The sequence below is a fragment of the Rhizobium sp. YTUHZ044 genome (assembly GCF_051123975.1).
GTDB lineage: Bacteria > Pseudomonadota > Alphaproteobacteria > Rhizobiales > Rhizobiaceae > Rhizobium.
The window spans coordinates 2,787,694-2,804,805 of sequence record NZ_CP101426.1 but is presented as its reverse complement, the minus strand read 5'-3'; the positions used below and the strand labels follow the sequence as shown (position 1 = coordinate 2,804,805).

The following is a 17,112-nucleotide window of genomic DNA, read 5'->3' as shown; positions in this document are numbered from 1 at the left end:
TTCGGAACCGTGCCACAATCATAGTTGCATGCTTATAGCAGATCGCCACGGCTGATTTCCAGAAAATTCGCATAAATGAAACGGATACCCGCTGGTACGTCGGGTGATGCGTGCCAAACGGGGGAGCGGCAGCCGCGCCGGGATTGACTTTGCGCCATGGAACATATAGTGAACATACTAATGAAGAAGTCGCTAACCGAACGTTTGGCCATCCTTTCCGATGCCGCAAAATACGATGCTTCCTGTGCCTCCAGCGGCACGGTGAAACGCGATTCGAGCGCAAGCGGCGGACTGGGTTCGACCGAGGGATCCGGCATCTGCCATGCCTATGCTCCGGATGGACGGTGCATTTCGCTTCTGAAGATCCTGCTCACCAATTTCTGCATCTACGACTGTGCCTATTGCGTCAATCGCTCCTCCAGCAATGTCGAGCGCGCACGCTTCACGACGGAGGAAGTCGTCTGGCTGACGCTCGAATTCTACCGACGCAACTATATCGAAGGCCTCTTCCTTTCCTCCGGCATCATTCGCTCTTCCGATTACACGATGGAGGAGATGGTCCGCATCGTCCGCGAGCTGCGGGTGACGCATAATTTCCGCGGCTATATCCATCTGAAAGCGATCCCCGAGGCGTCGCCGCATCTGATCGAGGAGGCGGGGCTTCATGCCGATCGGCTGTCGCTCAATATCGAGCTGCCGACCGACAGCGGGATTTCCCGTTTCGCGCCGGAAAAGAAGCCCGTCAATATCAGACGATCGATGGCGGATATCAGGTCGAAGATCGAGGCTGCCGATGAACCGACGCTTAAGACCGGGAAACGCCAGCGTTTCGTGCCAGCCGGCCAGAGCACGCAGATGATCGTCGGGGCGGATGGGGCCAATGACGCGACTATTCTGGCGAGCAGCGGCCGGCTCTACAGCAGCTATGGCCTGAGGCGCGTCTATTACTCCGCCTTCAGCCCCATCCCGGACTCCTCGAAAAACCTGCCGCTGATCAAGCCGCCGCTGATGCGCGAGCATCGGCTTTACCAGGCCGACTGGCTCTATCGGTTCTACGGTTTCGACATCGAGGAGATTACTGCGAACCAGGCGGACGGCATGCTCGATCTCAATCTCGATCCGAAGCTTGCCTGGGCGCTTGCCAACCGGGGCGAATTTCCCGTCGACATCAACAAGGCCGAGCGCGAGCGGTTGCTGCGTGTGCCGGGCCTCGGCACCAAAACCGTGAAAGCGATCGTCTCTGCGCGCCGTTTTCGTCGCCTGCGGCTTGATGATCTCTCCCGACTCGGAGTTTCGATCAAGAAAGTCCAATCCTTCGTCTCCGCGGAAGGCTGGTCGCCGCGACGGCTGGTCGACCGCCCGGACCTGCGCGCCGTGTTCGAGCCGCAGCATGAACAATTGTCCTTGCTGTGATGCGCCGGGTCGTGCTTGCAGGACGTGGAGATCTTGGCGAATGGCGCGATGCCGCACGCGTTTTGGCGGCAGCCGGCATCTTGCCCGAGGAGATCGACTGGCGCGAAAAAAGCGCCGAGGCCGATCTGTCGTTTCAACGGGACGCCATGCCGCCAGCGCCTGCGACAACGCGTAAGCCGATGACGGTGCCGCCCGCTTTCATCGAGCTTGCTGAGACCGTCCTCTGCCATTCCGATCCGGCGCGATTTTCTCTGCTGTACCGTCTCCTCTGGAGGCTGCAGCTGGATCGGCAACTGCTGGAGGTGACCTCCGACGAGGATGTTGTGCGGGCCAGGCTGATGGCGAAGAACATTCGGCGCGACGCGCACAAGATGACGGCCTTCGTCCGTTTCAAGGAAGTCGGCGCGGTATCGGCAGGTCGTCGGAAATTCCTCGCCTGGTTCGAGCCGGACCATCATGTCGTCAGGCGCACGGCTCCCTTTTTCCAGCGCCGTTTCAGCGACATGGACTGGCTGATCGCCACGCCCAAGGGCTCGGCGGCCTGGAACGGCGAGCGGCTGACGATTGCCGACGAGCCATGCGAAAGGCCTAATCTCACCGATGCCACGGACGAACTCTGGCGAACCTACTATGCCAGCATCTTCAACCCCGCGCGGTTGAAGGTGAAGGCGATGCAGGCGGAGATGCCGAAGAAATACTGGAAGAACCTGCCGGAGGCCGACCTCATTCCTGGCTTGATTGCATCGGCCGAAAGCAAGGTGCGGGAGATGGCGGCGCGGGAGGCGACGCAGTCGCTGCCGTTTCACGACCGCTTGCAGCGGGCCGCGCGCAATCTCCCCGCAGAACCAGCGGCTACTGCGGGCACGCTGGAAGCACTTCGCGCGGAGGCCGCTGTCTGCACACGCTGCCCGCTTCATGCAAATGCGACGCGGACGGTATTCGGAGAGGGGCCGCGCGATGCGCAGGTGATGTTCGTCGGCGAGCAGCCGGGCGACCAGGAGGATATTTCCGGGCGTCCCTTCGTCGGTCCCGCCGGCAGGCTTCTCGATCAGGTGATATCGGAGGCGGGCATCGACCGCTCGAGGCTCTACGTCACCAATGCCGTCAAGCATTTCAAATACGAGCCGCGGGGCAAGCGTCGCATCCATCAGAAGCCGAATATGAATGAGGTGAAGCATTGCCGCTGGTGGCTCGATCGCGAGATGGCGCTCCTCAAGCCGAAACTGATTGTCGCATTGGGGGCGACGGCGCTTGCGGCGCTGACCGATGTCAAAGAGCGCCTGCAGGATGTCAGGGGAAGGGCGATGGCGATCGAAGGAGGGCGCACGCTCTTCGTGACGGTGCATCCGTCCTATCTGCTGCGCATTCCGGACGAGCGACTGAAGGCGGAGGAGCTGGCCCGGTTTCGCGTGGATATGCTGAAGGTTCAGCGGCTTATGGTCTCAGCCGGATAAATTGATTCCGGTGGAGTTCGCGCCACTGCCCGTCGAGCGGTGGCGCTGCCCTGTCTCAAGCGAAGTAACTTTGCAGCGGCCGCACTTCGAGATTGCCGGCCTTCAGCGCCTTGATCGCCTGGGCGGCGGCTTCGGCGCCGGCCATCGTCGTGTAATAGGGCACCTTCTGCATCAGCGTCGCACGGCGCAGCGACTTGGAGTCCGAGATCGCCTTGTTGCCGTCGGTGGTGTTGATGACGAGTTGGACCTGGCGGTTGCGGATGGCGTCCTCGATATGCGGGCGGCCTTCCAGAACCTTGTTGATCTTGGTGGCGGTGATGCCGTTTTCGCCGAGGAAGCGGGCGGTGCCGCCAGTTGCCAGCACCTTGAAGCCTTCTTCGACGAGGATGCGGATCGCCGGCAGCACGCGCGGCTTGTCCTCGTCGCGCACGGAGACGAAAACCGTTCCGTCACGCGGCAGTTCGACGCCCGCGCCGAGCTGCGACTTGGCGAAGGCCAGTGCAAAATCGGTGTCGAGGCCGATCACTTCGCCGGTCGAGCGCATCTCCGGGCCGAGCAGCGTGTCGACGCCGGGGAAGCGGGCGAAGGGGAAGACGGCTTCCTTGACGGCGATGTGCGTGAGCTTACGCGGATCGGGCTTCGGCCCGTAGGCGGCGAAGGTGGCGTCAAGTTTCTCGCCGGCCATGACACGGGCGGCGATCTTGGCGATCGGCGCGCCGATGGTCTTGGCGACGAAGGGCACGGTGCGGGAAGCGCGCGGATTGACCTCGAGCACGTAGACGATGCCGTCCTTGATGGCGAACTGGACGTTCATCAGGCCGCCGACATTGAGCGCCTTGGCCATGGCTTTCGCCTGGCGCTCCAGCTCGTCGAGCAGTTCGACCGGCAACGAGCGCGGCGGCAGCGAACAGGCCGAGTCGCCGGAATGGATGCCGGCTTCCTCGATGTGCTCCATGATGCCGGCGACATAGACGTCGGTGCCGTCGGAGAGGCAGTCGACGTCGACTTCGATCGCATGGGTCAGGTAGCTGTCGAAGAGCAGCGGGTTCTTGCCGAGCAGGGTATTGATCTGGCCGGTCTTGTCGTTGGGATAACGCTGCTTGATGTCCTCCGGCACCAGTTCCGGAACCGTGTCCAGCAGGTAGGTCTGCAGCTGGCCCTCCGAATGCAGGATCTGCATGGCGCGGCCGCCGAGTACGTAGGACGGGCGAACGACAAGCGGGAAGCCGATTTCGGCGGCGACGAGGCGGGCCTGCTCGACCGAATAGGCGATGCCGTTGTTCGGCTGGTTGAGGTCGAGCTTCATCAGAAGCTTCTGGAAGCGGTCGCGGTCTTCGGCGAGGTCGATCATATCAGGCGCGGTGCCGAGGATCGGAATGCCGTTCTTTTCGAGCGCCTCGGCAAGCTTCAGCGGCGTCTGGCCGCCGAACTGGACGATGACGCCGACGACTTGCCCCTTCTCCTGCTCGGCGCGCAGGATTTCGATCACGTCTTCGGCCGTCAGCGGCTCGAAATAGAGGCGGTCCGACGTGTCGTAGTCGGTCGACACGGTTTCCGGGTTGCAGTTGATCATGATCGCTTCATAACCGGCATCCTTCAGCGCGAAGGCGGCATGGCAGCAGCAATAGTCGAACTCGATGCCCTGACCTATTCGGTTCGGGCCGCCGCCGAGGATGACGACCTTCTTGCGGTCGGACACCAAAGCTTCCGAGCGGGCGGCGCCGACGAAGGGCGTCTCGTAGGTCGAATACATATAGGCGGTCGGCGAAGCGAATTCGGCCGCACAGGTGTCGATGCGCTTGAAAACCGGACGGACGTTCAGGCCGTTCCGCAGTTCCGCGACTTCCTTCGGGCGCTTGCCGGTCAGCGTCGCCAGGCGCGCGTCGGAGAAGCCCATGGCCTTCAGCATGCGGAGGTTGGCAGCATCATTGGGCAGGCCGTGCTCGCGGATGCGGGCTTCCATGTCGACGATGTTCTTGAGCTCGGCGATGAACCAGGGGTCGATCTTGCAGCCTTCATGCACCTCTTCGATGGTAAGGCCCTGGCGCAGCGCCTGGGCGACCATGCGCAGGCGGTCCGGCGTCGGCGTGCCGATGGCGGCGCGGATGGCGTTCTGGCTGGACTCGCCTTCCTCGAAGTCGGGAATCTCGATTTCGTCGAGGCCGGTCAGGCCGGTCTCGAGGCCACGCAGCGCCTTCTGCAGCGATTCGGCAAAGGTGCGGCCGATCGCCATGACTTCGCCGACCGACTTCATGGCCGTGGTCAAAACAGGCGAGGCGCCGGGGAATTTCTCGAAGGCGAAACGCGGGATCTTGGTGACGACATAATCGATCGACGGCTCGAAGGAGGCCGGCGTCGCGCCGCCGGTGATGTCGTTTTCCAACTCGTCGAGCGTGTAGCCGATAGCGAGCTTGGCGGCGACCTTGGCGATCGGGAAGCCGGTGGCCTTGGAAGCGAGTGCCGAGGAGCGCGAGACGCGCGGGTTCATTTCGATGACGACGAGGCGGCCATCTTTCGGATTGACGGCGAACTGGACGTTCGAGCCGCCGGTCTCGACGCCGATCTCGCGCAGCACCGCGATCGAGGCGTTGCGCATGATCTGGTATTCCTTGTCGGTCAGCGTCAGCGCCGGGGCGACAGTGATGGAATCGCCTGTGTGGACGCCCATCGGATCGATATTCTCGATCGAGCAGATGATGATGCAGTTGTCCGCCGTGTCGCGGACGACTTCCATCTCAAACTCCTTCCAGCCGAGCACCGATTCTTCGATCAGCACCTCGGTGGTCGGCGAAGCATCGAGGCCGCCGCCGACGATCTCGAAGAATTCCGAGCGGTTGTAGGCAATGCCGCCGCCGGTGCCGCCGAGGGTGAAGGAGGGGCGGATGATGGCCGGCAGGCCGACATGGTCGAGCGCCTGGGCGGCGATCGCCATGGCGTGGTTCAGGTAGCGCTGCTTGCGGTCGCTCTCGCCGAGGTTCCACTGGTTTTCCAGCTCGTCCAGCGCCTTGTCGAGGTCGGGGCCGGAAAGGCTTTCGCGCAGTTTGCTGCGCTCGGCCTCGTGCGTCTTGCGGTCGAGATCCTTGATGTCGGTGGCGTTTGCCAGCATCGAGCGCGGCGTTTCCAGGCCGATGCGGGCCATGGCTTCGCGGAACAGCGCGCGGTCCTCGGCCATGTCGATGGCGGCGGGCTTGGCGCCGATCATCTCGACATTGTAGCGGTCGAGCACGCCCATGCGTTTCAGGGAGAGAGCGGTGTTCAGTGCCGTCTGGCCGCCCATGGTCGGCAGCAGTGCGTCCGGGCGCTCCTTGGCGATGATCTTGGCAACAACTTCGGGGGTGATCGGCTCGACGTAAGTGGCGTCGGCGAGACCCGGATCGGTCATAATCGTCGCAGGGTTGGAATTGACGAGGATGACGCGGTAGCCTTCCTCCTTCAGCGCCTTGCAGGCCTGGGTACCGGAATAGTCGAATTCGCAAGCCTGGCCAATGACGATCGGTCCCGCGCCGATGATGAGGATCGATTTGATGTCTTGGCGCTTCGGCATGGGCGATATCCGTTGTCTGGCTGCGCAGAAAGCCGGCCAGGGTGGAGATCACCGGGTCGGTTGCGCATGCTGGGTCTTTTCAGGCTAGAAGCGGCTTATAGGCAAATGTTTTTGCAAACGGAACCCCATAAATCGCGGAATCGACAGGAATCCGAATAGGCGCGAATGGCTATTCCTGTCCAGGGATGACCAGCACCCGGATTTCGCCGCCGCGCGCCGGATTGATGATCGCTTCCGGGGCTTCTGCGAGCCCGATCCTGCGGGAGATCAACGGCTCGACCTTGATCCTGCCGGTGGCAATCAGATCGGCGGCGCGGCCATGGGTGAAAGGGTTGACGAAGGAGCTTATCAGCCGGACTTCGCGAAACAGCAGGTCGAAGGGCTCGATCTCGATCTTTGCTCCCTGCGGCATGACGCCGAGAATGACGGCGCTGCCGCCGCGGCGGGCAAGCCGGGGCGCCTGCTGCATGGTATCCGTGACACCGGCGCATTCGAACACGACATCGGCGCCGCCGGGCAGCAGTCCGTCCGCGTCGGTGAGACGGGCAATGATATCGCCGTTGCCCGGATCCGCTGTTGCCGTGGCGCCGAGGCTTTCGGCCAGCCGGCGTTTTCCAGGGCTCCGCGTCACCAGCACGACGCGAGTCGCGCCGGCGAGCCTGGCCAACTGAAGGGTGAGCAGGCCGATCACGCCGCCACCGAGCACGATGACCGAGGCGCCGGCTTGCAGCCCGGCGAGATCGACGCCGTGAATGCAGCAGGCGAGCGGCTCGCAGAAGGCGCCGTGGAGCGGATCCAGATCGGCAGGCAGCGCGAAGGCCTGGCTTTGCGGCATGCAGACATAATCCGCGAAGCCGCCGTCGCGGTGAATGCCGATCGCCCGGAGGTTCCGGCAGAGATTGACGCGGCCGCGCCGGCATTCCTCGCAGCCGCCGCAGGAAATGTTCGGATCGCCGGTCACGCGCATGCCGGGGCGGAAATCGGTCACACCCGGTCCGACCGTCTCGATGATGCCTGCGAATTCATGGCCGAGCGTCACCGGCGGCTTCGACGGAAATTCGCCGTGGAAGATATGGCGGTCGGTGCCGCAGATGCCGCAGGCCTCGATCCGGACGAGCAATTCACCCGGACCTGGTGCCGGCCTTTCGACTTCGCAAAGATGCAACTGTCCCGTCGCTTGCAGACGTACCGCCTTCATCGCCATCTCCTCCCGCATTCTCCCCTTCTAACAGGAAGAGCGAAAGCAGGAGTCGCGTCAAGCGGTTGACGCATCTTCTTTACGTGATGGGAGACGCATGTCGAGGCATGGCTGCGGCCGACCGGGCTGAGGGAACAATATCCTCTCCCTGAAGTTTTCGAGCCGAGAAACTGGAGCTGTGATGATGGATCCGAAAGACAAGGAACCGGCGGAAGGCTCGCGGGAGACCGTGGATAAGGAGCTGGCACGTCAGGGCCAAGGCAAGTCGCATGGCGGCGGTAAAAGTGGCGGAGAAAAGGGACCGGCGCAACCAAACCCGAGGAAAAAGTGAGCTGCTCAACCGCCTGTGTTGCATGCGGTTGAAGCCGCTGGAATTCCTCCTGTCGGCGGTTATATAAATTCCTTGAGCGCAAGCACGGGCATTGCCGGGGAGAACGAAAATGGAATGGAGAGGCCGGCGTCAGTCCGACAATATCGAAGATCGTCGCGGCAGTCCCTCAGGCGGCGGTTTTGGCCGTGGTGGTGGTTTCAGCTTTCCCTCGGGCGGCGGCGTCCGCCGCGCCGGCGGCGGCTTGAGCATCGGTACCATCATTTTCCTCGTCATCATCTATTTCATCTTCAAGATGATGGGTGTCGATCTGCTGCAGGTGCTCGAGACCGGCGACATGTCAAGCGGTCCCGGTTATGAGCAGAGCGAATCCGGTGCTCGAACGCCCGCCAATGACGAAATGACCGCCTTCGTCCGTACCGTCCTTGCCGAGACCGAGGATACTTGGAGCGGCGTTTTCCAGGCACAGGGCCGAGATTACGAGGAGCCTCGGCTCGTGCTTTTCTCCGACCAGACGCAGTCGGCCTGCGGTTTCGCTTCTGCCGCGACTGGCCCGTTTTATTGCCCCGGAGATCATAAGGTCTATCTCGACACGGCCTTCTTTCAGGAGCTGTCTGACCGCTTCGGCGCATCGGGCGATTTTGCCGAAGCCTATGTCGTTGCCCATGAGGTCGGCCATCACGTGCAGAACCTGCTCGGCATCCTGCCGAAGTTCAACCAGGCCCGTCAGCGCATGAGCGAAGAGGAGGCCAACAAGATGTCGGTGCGGGTCGAGCTGCAGGCCGATTGCTTCGCCGGCATCTGGGGCAAATACACGCAGCAGAAGGGCATCTTGGAAGCCGGTGATCTCGAGGAGGCGCTGAACGCCGCCCAGCAGATCGGCGACGACACGCTGCAGAAGCGCTCGCAGGGTTACGTGGTGCCCGAGAGCTTCAACCACGGCACCTCGGCGCAGCGTGTCAGGTGGTTCAAGCGCGGTTTCGATAGCGGGCAGCTGACGGCGTGTGATACGTTTTCCGGGCCGGTTTGAAATGCCCCTCATCCGCCTGCCGGCACCTTCTCCCCGCACGCGGGGCGAAGGGCATATGCCGCGGCCTCTCGGTTTTCCCGCTCAAGTCTCGTATGGCACGTTCCCTCGCCCCGTTTAGGGGAGAGGGTTAGGGTGAGGGGCTGTACCCCCCTCGCGCCTTACCTCTCACTATCCATATGCTGCAGCATATGTTCCGGATAACGCCCGCCCGCGGCCGCGTCCTTTGGCACGGCGCGTGCAATCGCGGCGAAATCCTCCGGCGACAGGTCGACGGCGCGTGAACCGAGCGCCTCGGTCAGCTGGTCGCGGCGGCGGGCGCCGATGAGGGGGACGATATCCTTGCCCTTGGCGGCGACCCAGGCGATGGCGATCTGGGCGACCGAGACGCTTTTTGCTCGGGCGATCTCGCGCAGCTGCTCGACCAGCGCGAGGTTCTGATCGATATTGCCTTCCTGAAAGCGCGGACTATGGGTACGGAAGTCGCCGGCGGCGGCCTGGCCCTTCTGCCAATGGCCGCTGATCAGGCCGCGCGAAAGCACGCCGTAAGCGGTAATCGAAATGCCGAGTTCACGCGTCGTCGGCAGGATGCGATCCTCGATCCCTCGCGAGATCAGCGAATATTCGATTTGCAGGTCGACAATCGGGGCGGTGGCGGCGGCGCGACGGATCGTCTCGGCGCCGACTTCCGACAGACCGATGTGTTTGACGTAGCCTGATTGGATCAGGTCGGCGATCGCGCCGACGGTGTCCTCGATCGGCACATTCGGATCGAGGCGGGCAGGGCGGTAGATGTCGATATAGTCGACGCCGAGGCGCTGCAGTGTGTAGGCGAGAAAATTCTTCACGGCCGCCGGGCGGGCATCGATGCCGCTCCATCCGCCCGCGGGATCGCGAAGCGCGCCGAACTTGACGCTGATGACAGCGTCTTCCCGCCTGCGGCCCTTCAGTGCCTCGCCGACCAGCATTTCGTTGTGGCCCATGCCGTAGAAATCGCCGGTGTCGAGCAGATTGATGCCGGCATCGAGCGCGGCATGGATCGTCGCAATGCTCTCCGCGTGGTCGGCGGGACCATACATGCCCGACATGCCCATGCAGCCGAGGCCGATGGCCGAGACATCGGGTCCGGTCTGTCCCAAACGATAGGTCTGCATTGTCTTCTCCTTTGTTGCCCAGCCTGGCGTGACCGGGCATCGACGCCAAAGCAGCGCTGCCGATGCGGTTTTAGCGCTTTCGCATCCGGGTGATAATCGGACGACACCGAACAGGCTGTGCGGGAGCATGCACAATGCACGATCCCTTGATTGATCTGGATGCCTCCGGGGCGATTGCAAGGGAATTCATCCCCTCGGCGATTGGAAACAGCAGTGCGCGTCCGACGGTTGAGGATCTGACGATTTTCCCGTACAACTCAACAATGCTGTCGAGTGTTCACGGATTGTTTCGGTTTCTTTTCTGAGCTATGTCACTTTCCGGCGACGAGATCGTCTTTTCAGAAATAACTGCTGTTGAGATGCTTCATGCTTGATCCCAAATTCGTTCGCCGCGGCCTGTTTCTGGTCTTTATCATCCTCTTCCTTGACATCATCGGCATCGCCATCATCATGCCGGTGCTGCCCGCCTATCTGGAACAACTGACCGGCGGCAGTGTCAGCGATGCGGCGATCGACGGTGGCTGGCTGATGCTGGTTTATGCCGGCATGCAGTTCCTGTTCGCGCCGCTGCTCGGAAACCTCTCCGACCGTTTCGGCCGCCGGCCGATCCTTCTTCTTTCAGTGCTGACCTTCGCAATCGACAATTTCATCTGCGGCATCGCCACCAGCTTCTGGATGCTGTTCGTCGGCCGCGTGCTGGCCGGCATCAGCGGCGGCAGCTTCGCCACCTGTTCGGCCTATATCGCCGATATCAGCACGGAGGAGAACCGGGCGAAGAACTTCGGACTGATCGGCATCGCCTTCGGCGTCGGCTTCACCATCGGCCCGGTCATCGGTGGATTCCTCGGGGAATTTGGCCCACGCGTGCCGTTCCTCGGCGCTGCCGCTTTGTCGCTTCTCAATTTCATTGCCGCCTGCTTTCTGCTGCCGGAAACGCTGGAGGCGAAGAACCGCCGCCACTTCGAGTGGAAACGCGCCAATCCGCTCGGCGCGTTGCGCCAGATGCGCCATTACCCTGGTATCGGCGGGGTCAGCCTCGTCATGTTCCTGTTTTTCCTGGCGCATGCCGTCTATCCCTCGGTCTGGTCTTTCGTCTCGACCTATCGCTATGGCTGGAGCGAGGGCCAGATCGGTCTTTCGCTCGGCATTTACGGCATCGGCGCAGCACTCGTCATGGGGCTGGTCCTGCCGCGCGTCGTGCCGCTGCTCGGTGAATGGAAGACCGCGCTTCTCGGCCTCTGCTTTTCCGCTGCGGGGCTGACCGGCTATGCCTTCGCCTGGGAGGGTTGGGTGGTTTATGTCGTCATCGTGGCGACGGTCATCGAAAACGTCGCCGATCCGGCGCTGCGCAGTATTGCCGCCGGCAAGGTGCCGCCTTCGGCGCAGGGCGAGTTGCAGGGCGCGCTGACCAGCCTCAGCAGCATCACCACCATTGTCGGGCCGCTGATCTTCACGCAGATGTTCGGCTATTTCACGCGGCCTGAGGCGCCCGTCACCTTTGCCGGTGCGCCTTATCTCACGGCTGCCGTGCTCATTGTTCTGGCCGCCGGGGTATTCCTCACGAGGGTTCGAGCCCGCAAGCCGGCCGAGGCGCTGGAAGGCGTGGGCTGAACCGATCAGAAATGGTGATGGTATGATGAATTTTTCATCATCTGCCTGTTTTGGGGTAGTTCTTTGCGGGGCTTTGATTTAAGCCCCAGTGATATTTTTGCGCCAACTACGGGGCGTTGCAGATCTCAATCACAGGACTGGTGTCATGGACACGCCGATCGACGCGCGCAGCCTTGCGCCGACAAGCGATAATCGTTGGGGGGCGCATTTCCGCGCAACACTGGCGCTCGGCATTCCGCTGATCGGCGCGCAGCTCGCTCAGCTCGGCATCAATACCACCGACGTGATGATCGTCGGGCGCCTCGGCGCCGAGCATCTGGCGGCAATGGTGTTGTCGGCTCAATTCCTTTTCACCATCCTCATCTTCGGTTCGGGTTTTGCCATCGCCGTCGTTCCGATGGTGGCGCAGGCCTATGGTCGCGGCGACGTCGTCTCTGTGCGCCGATCGCTGCGCATGGGGCTGTGGGTGGTGATTGGATATTGGGCCGTCATGCAGCCCGCTTTCTTCAATTCCGAGCAGATCCTGCTCTTCGCGCAGCAGAAGCCCGAGGTGGCCAAGCTCGCGCATGGCTATATCATGATCGGTCAGTTCGGCGTGCTGCCGGCACTGCTCTTCAACGTGATGCGCGCGCTGGTCAGCGCCATCGGCAAGGCAGCCATCATCCTCAACGTCACCATTGTTACGCTGGTGATGAACGCGTTCTTCGCCTATGCCCTCGTGCTCGGCCATTTCGGCTTTCCGGCGATGGGGCTCGAGGGTGCGGCGATCGTGTCGGTCGTGGTGCAGACGGCTGGTTTCCTCTTCATCCTTGCCTTCGTGCAGAGGCGGGAGGAGACGCGCCGCTACGAGATCTTCGTGCGGTTCTGGAAGCCAGATTGGCATGCGCTGCTGGAAGTCATCCGGCTCGGTTTCCCGATCAGCGTCACCATCCTTGCCGAGGTCAGCCTTTTCACGGTTGCCTCGCTGCTGATGGGCTATATCGGCACGATCGAACTTGCCGCCCACGGCATTGCCCTGCAATGGGCCTCGATCGCCTTCATGATCCCACTCGGCCTCAGCCAGGCGGCGACGGTGCGCGTGGGTGTCGCGCACGGGCAGGGCGATTATGACGGGCTGGTGCGGGCTTCGATCATGGTGTTCATCCTCGCCTGCGCCATTTCGGCGGTGGGCTCGGTGCTCTTTGCCACCATGCCGCAATTCCTCGGCAGCTGGTTCCTCGACGTCAGTTCGCCCGAGGCGCCCGAGGTGCTCGCCTATGCCGGGCCGCTGATCGTCGTTGCCGGGCTTTTCCAACTGGTGGATGGGCTGCAGGTGATCGCCAACGGATTGCTGCGCGGCCTGAAGGACGCGCGCGTGCCGATGATCATGGCGCTGATCGCTTACTGGCCGATTGGCTTCTTCCTGGCCTGGGCCTTCGCTTTTCCGCTGGGTCTGGGCGGCATCGGCATCTGGTTCGGCTTCCTCGTCGGGCTGGCGGCGGCGGCCGCCATGCTCTGCGGACGGTTCTATCTTCTGCTTCGCCGGGAGGGAGCGACGGCCGGCGCCTGAGCCGGCCGTCTCATGCTCAGGCGGCGACAGGCTTGTAACTGGCGATATCGGCTCGAATGCCGAGACGCGAAAACATTTCCTGCGGATCGAAATTTGCGGCCTTATGGGCGGCCATCACGGCTGCCCGCGCGCGCTCGACGACCTCGGTATTCTGCCATTCGGCAATGGTGACGAAATTGAATTCGCCGGGACCCGCCACCTGCTCCAGCACCTTGTGTTCGATGAAGCCCTCCTGTGCCTCCAGCAGCTTGTGGGTCATCATCACTTTGACAAGAAATTCCTCACGCGCCGCCGCCGGCACGATGAACTTGTCGATACGATAGAAAGCTCCGCTCATCTATATCTCCTGCATCGGATCTGCAGGCAGTTCTGTAATTCCTCAAGCATGCTTGAGGTCAAGAGTGAAAGGGGAAGGGCCGGTCGAATGCCCATTGCTTTCCTGTTTCGGGGATATTTTCCAAGCTTGATGCACCATTGCGTGGAGCTTCAACGTCGGGTGCGTCCATGAGCCATTGGAAAAGTCGATCTCAACCAAGATCGCTCTAAGCCGCGGCTGGAAGTTCTTTCTTGCCCTCTGTCTCCCTGCTATTCTGGAAGTGAGGAGACGGCGCGATGAGCGAGAACCGAAAGCTAGCTGCAATCCTGGCCGCAGACGTGGTCGGGTACAGCCGGCTTGCCGGCGCCGACGAGGACCGCACCTTGGCGAGGTTACGGGCACTGCGCAGCGATCTCATCGATCCGACGATCGCCGTGCACCATGGCCGGGTGGTGAAGCGCACCGGCGACGGGGCGCTGGTCGAGTTCCGCAGCGTCGTGGACGCCGTGCGCTGCGCCATTGAGGTGCAGAACGGTATGGTTGAGCGCAATGACGGCGTGCCGCAGGACCGTCGCATCGAGTTCCGGATTGGTATCCATCTGGGCGACGTCGTCGAGGAAAGCGACGGCGATCTGATGGGCGACGGCGTCAACATCGCCTCGCGATTGGAGGGCGTCGCCGCGGCGGGCACAATCTGCCTGTCCGAGGATGCCTATCGCCAGGTCAAGGCGAGGCTTGATCTCTCGGTCAGCGATCTCGGCACCACGCAACTCAAGAACATCGCCGAACCGATCCGGGTCTATTCGCTGCAAGTCGGCAGCGCCGGGACCAAGGCTGCCGCGACTTCCGAAACCGGGACGAGCCAACCGGCGACGGCAACGTCGCCGAAGCTGTCGATAGCCGTCCTGCCCTTCGCCAACATGAGCGGTGACGCCGAACAGGACTACTTCGCCGACGGCATCTCGGAAGACATTATCACGGCGCTATCGAAACTGTCGCAGCTCTTCGTCATCGCCCGCAATTCGTCGTTCACCTTCAAGGGCAAGAACGTCCAGGTGCAGGAGGTGGGCACGAAGCTCGGCGTGCGGCATGTTCTTGAGGGCAGCGTACGCAAATCGGGGAACAGGGTACGCATCACCGCGCAGCTCATCGACGCGACCACCGGCGGACATTTATGGGCGGAGCGGTTCGATCGCGACCTAACCGACATATTCGCGGTTCAGGACGATGTAACGCAGCAGATCGTCGATGCGCTGGCGGTCAACCTGACAGAGGGGGATCGAAAAAGACTGGTGCCGGGGCAGACCGGGCGCCCTGAGGCGTATGACTGCTTCCTGCGTGGCCGGGAACTGTGGCACCGGCTGACGAAGCAGACGAACAGCGACGCCCGCAAACTTTTGCGACGTGCCGTCGAACTGGACCCGGACTTCGCCTCGGCGCACGCCTTCCTCGCCCTTACCCACGGGCTCGACTACCTGAACCGGTGGAGCGCGTCGCCGCAACGCTCTATCGAGCAAGCTGAAGAGGCTGCGACGCTGGCGGTAGCGCGGGATGATAACGATCCTGTTGCACACTGGGCGCTGAGCGTGCTCAAGCTTTACTCGCGACAGCACGATAGAGCCATCAACGAGGCCGAGCGCGCGATAGTCCTCAATCCGAACTTCGCTGAAGGGCAGGTCAGCCTCGGCGAGGCACTAATCTATTCAGGCAGAGCCGAGGAGGCACTCGCCTGTTTCGATCGGGCGAGGATCTTGAACCCGTACTTTCCTGATGTCGTCCTGCACTTTCAGGCCTTGGCTCTGTTTCAATTGAGAAGGTACCAAGAGGCCGTCGAACTACTGCTGCAGCGCGTGAGCCGCAACCCCGTTACTGATGTCTCGCGTGCGCTTTTGGCCGCCTGTTACGGGCACCTCGGCCGTTTCGAAGAGGCTCGCGCGACGTGGCAAGAAGTGCTGCGGGTCAATCCCGAATACTCCCTGGAATACCGCCGCAAAGTCTTGCCCTTTAAGAACCCCGCCGATTTCGAGCTTGTCGTGGAGGGGCTACGCAAGGCCGGTGTCGTACAATGACGAATGATTAATGTCCGATCTTCAACCCGTTGCCGCCGTTTGCACGGAGGATGAGTAATAGCTAGAGTATCCGTTTTGATCAAAGCGGCTTTTGGTGTCCATTTTTGGTTTTTCCGCAGGAGTGCGTTTGCCAGCAGGATGATCTTTCGCATGATGGCTGTGATGGCGACCTTCGGCGGCTTGCCGGCTTTGATGAGGAGGTCGTATTTGGCGCTGAGTTCCGGGTTGAAGCGGCATGCAACGAGGGCCGGCATGTAGAGTGCTTGCCGGACGATGGCCCTTCCGCCGGCAATGAAAGCGCGTCCGGTCCATCGTCCGGACTGACGGGAGATCGGCGCCAGTCCCGAGAGCGCGGCTGCGGCCTTCTCGTCAAGTTCCCCCAGTTCGGGCATCTCGATGAGCAGCGTAAAGGCCGTGACCCGCGACACGCCAGGGATCGAGATGAGAATCTCGAGCCTGGCCTTCAGGGTCGCGTCTTCGGCAATGAGCGCCATGATGGCCTCGTCCACGGCCTTGATCTGGCGCTCGATCTGCCTGAGCCGGTGGGTGTTATGTCTCTTCAACAGTGGATTGGACAGGTTCTTCGCCCTGTTCTTCGCGGCGGTCCTGTCCTTGATGAGGGCCAGCCGCGCCATATGCAACTCTTTCAGATCATTGTGGATTTGCGTGTTGGCTTGCAGGATGCGCGGTTCAAGAAGCGCGCCGAAGCGGGCCAACAGTGCGGCATCGATCCTGTCTGTCTTCGCAAGCCGGCCGGTGGCCTCTGCAAAGCGCCGGGCAACGCGGGGATTGACCTTGCAGAGCTGCAATCCCTGCATCGCCATGAAGCGCTCGAAGGCCTTGTGATAGGGGCCGGTTGGCTCATAGACAATGCGCCCCGCGCCCTTTGGGCCGATCCATTTGAGAATGGCAGCAAAGCCCTTGCGGTCATTGGTAACATTCAGCGTTTGGCCGTCCGGCAGGCGGTGCAAGTCGATATGGTCTTTCGAGATGTCCGCGCCGATGGTAATATCCGTCATCTTTTCCGCCTCCTATGCTTGTCATCCGAGCCCAAAGCTCAGGTATCCGTTCAGGACGATAGGAAAAGATGGGGGCGATCAAACTCTAGCTCGGCCCGGCATTCGCAAGAACGTCGACCTGCCATTTCACGATCCGTCCCCCATCGCCGGAGAAGGATGGCCGTCCTCTCCGGCGCTTCTTTATCTCAACAAGAAGCGTGGAAATCATAAGACAAGCTTTTCCGGGTTAGATTGAAGCATTCTGCCGGAGCAGGTTTTCGTCAGGGCGAAGGCGATTGGTGACGGGCATACCCCAGGTACGTCCGAGCCAATCGCCTTTGATCCTGGCGGAAACATGCCCGGCCCACCGGCCGCACCGCTTCGCCGTGGGCGAAGCGACAAGTGCGTCCGGCGATTCCAAGGTCTTGCAGATTTGCCAAGCAAATCTGCG

12 protein-coding genes and 1 pseudogene are annotated in these 17,112 nt (G+C 62.0%); 8 read left to right on the top strand and 5 right to left on the bottom strand.

The genetic code is table 11. The annotated features are described in order from the left end of the window. Positions 1–180: 180 nt before the first annotated feature. Together NL154_RS14010 and NL154_RS14005 are read left to right on the top strand one after the other, a co-directional pair. A complete protein-coding gene (locus NL154_RS14010) occupies positions 181–1,413 on the top strand; it encodes a putative DNA modification/repair radical SAM protein (protein WP_434734097.1) in 1,233 nt (410 codons plus the stop codon). After that, entirely contained in the window at positions 1,413–2,867 is a 1,455-nt protein-coding gene (locus tag NL154_RS14005; RefSeq protein WP_210630518.1) for a UdgX family uracil-DNA binding protein, read from the top strand. Before NL154_RS14010 ends, NL154_RS14005 begins: the two co-directional genes overlap by 1 nt. Before the next feature lie 55 nt (positions 2,868–2,922). Here NL154_RS14005 and carB read toward each other — a convergent pair whose 3' ends face one another. Beyond that, complete coding sequence (carB, locus tag NL154_RS14000) at positions 2,923–6,411, bottom strand: carbamoyl-phosphate synthase large subunit (protein WP_210630519.1); 3,489 nt, start codon at positions 6,409–6,411, stop codon at positions 2,923–2,925. 169 nt (positions 6,412–6,580) lie between these two features. Continuing rightward, on the bottom strand, positions 6,581–7,609 hold the full coding sequence (locus tag NL154_RS13995; protein ID WP_434732832.1) for a zinc-dependent alcohol dehydrogenase family protein: 1,029 nt from the start codon (positions 7,607–7,609) through the stop codon (positions 6,581–6,583). Between the two features lie 184 nt (positions 7,610–7,793). On the opposite strand from NL154_RS13995, the gene NL154_RS13990 reads away from it, so the two are divergent. Continuing rightward, positions 7,794–7,940, top strand: a complete 147-nt coding sequence (locus tag NL154_RS13990) for a hypothetical protein (RefSeq protein WP_221164441.1) — start codon at positions 7,794–7,796, stop codon at positions 7,938–7,940. Between the two features lie 109 nt (positions 7,941–8,049). Beyond that, positions 8,050–8,967, top strand: a complete 918-nt coding sequence (gene ypfJ, locus NL154_RS13985; protein WP_221146993.1) for a KPN_02809 family neutral zinc metallopeptidase — start codon at positions 8,050–8,052, stop codon at positions 8,965–8,967. Positions 8,968–9,125: 158 nt separating this feature from the next. Here the strand turns inward: ypfJ and NL154_RS13980 are convergent, their stop codons facing one another. Further along, positions 9,126–10,118: an aldo/keto reductase gene (locus NL154_RS13980; RefSeq protein ID WP_434732831.1), complete on the bottom strand. Its 993-nt coding sequence runs from the start codon at positions 10,116–10,118 to the stop codon at positions 9,126–9,128. A 134-nt stretch (positions 10,119–10,252) separates the two neighbouring features. Between NL154_RS13980 and NL154_RS13975 the strand changes: the two genes are divergently transcribed. The 3 genes from NL154_RS13975 (at position 10,253) to NL154_RS13965 (ending at position 13,278) form a co-directional block, all read left to right on the top strand. Next, the gene (locus NL154_RS13975) at positions 10,253–10,423 is read left to right on the top strand and encodes a hypothetical protein (RefSeq protein WP_434732830.1); all 171 of its coding nucleotides are present in this window, start codon (positions 10,253–10,255) and stop codon (positions 10,421–10,423) included. A 61-nt stretch (positions 10,424–10,484) separates the two neighbouring features. After that, complete coding sequence (locus NL154_RS13970; protein WP_221146995.1) at positions 10,485–11,729, top strand: TCR/Tet family MFS transporter; 1,245 nt, start codon at positions 10,485–10,487, stop codon at positions 11,727–11,729. A 145-nt stretch (positions 11,730–11,874) separates the two neighbouring features. Continuing rightward, positions 11,875–13,278, top strand: a complete 1,404-nt coding sequence (locus NL154_RS13965; protein ID WP_210630525.1) for an MATE family efflux transporter — start codon at positions 11,875–11,877, stop codon at positions 13,276–13,278. Between the two features lie 16 nt (positions 13,279–13,294). Here the strand turns inward: NL154_RS13965 and NL154_RS13960 are convergent, their stop codons facing one another. Further along, on the bottom strand, positions 13,295–13,615 hold the full coding sequence (locus tag NL154_RS13960) for an antibiotic biosynthesis monooxygenase family protein (RefSeq protein WP_210630526.1): 321 nt from the start codon (positions 13,613–13,615) through the stop codon (positions 13,295–13,297). 275 nt (positions 13,616–13,890) lie between these two features. Here NL154_RS13960 and NL154_RS13955 point away from each other — a divergent pair, with 275 nt between their 5' ends. Beyond that, entirely contained in the window at positions 13,891–15,663 is a 1,773-nt protein-coding gene (locus tag NL154_RS13955) for an adenylate/guanylate cyclase domain-containing protein (protein ID WP_210630527.1), read from the top strand. Positions 15,664–15,752: 89 nt separating this feature from the next. On the opposite strand, the pseudogene NL154_RS13950 reads toward NL154_RS13955, so the two are convergent. After that, positions 15,753–16,682, bottom strand: a pseudogene (locus tag NL154_RS13950) (IS110 family transposase); the annotation flags it as partial. Between the last annotated feature and the right edge of the window lie 430 nt (positions 16,683–17,112).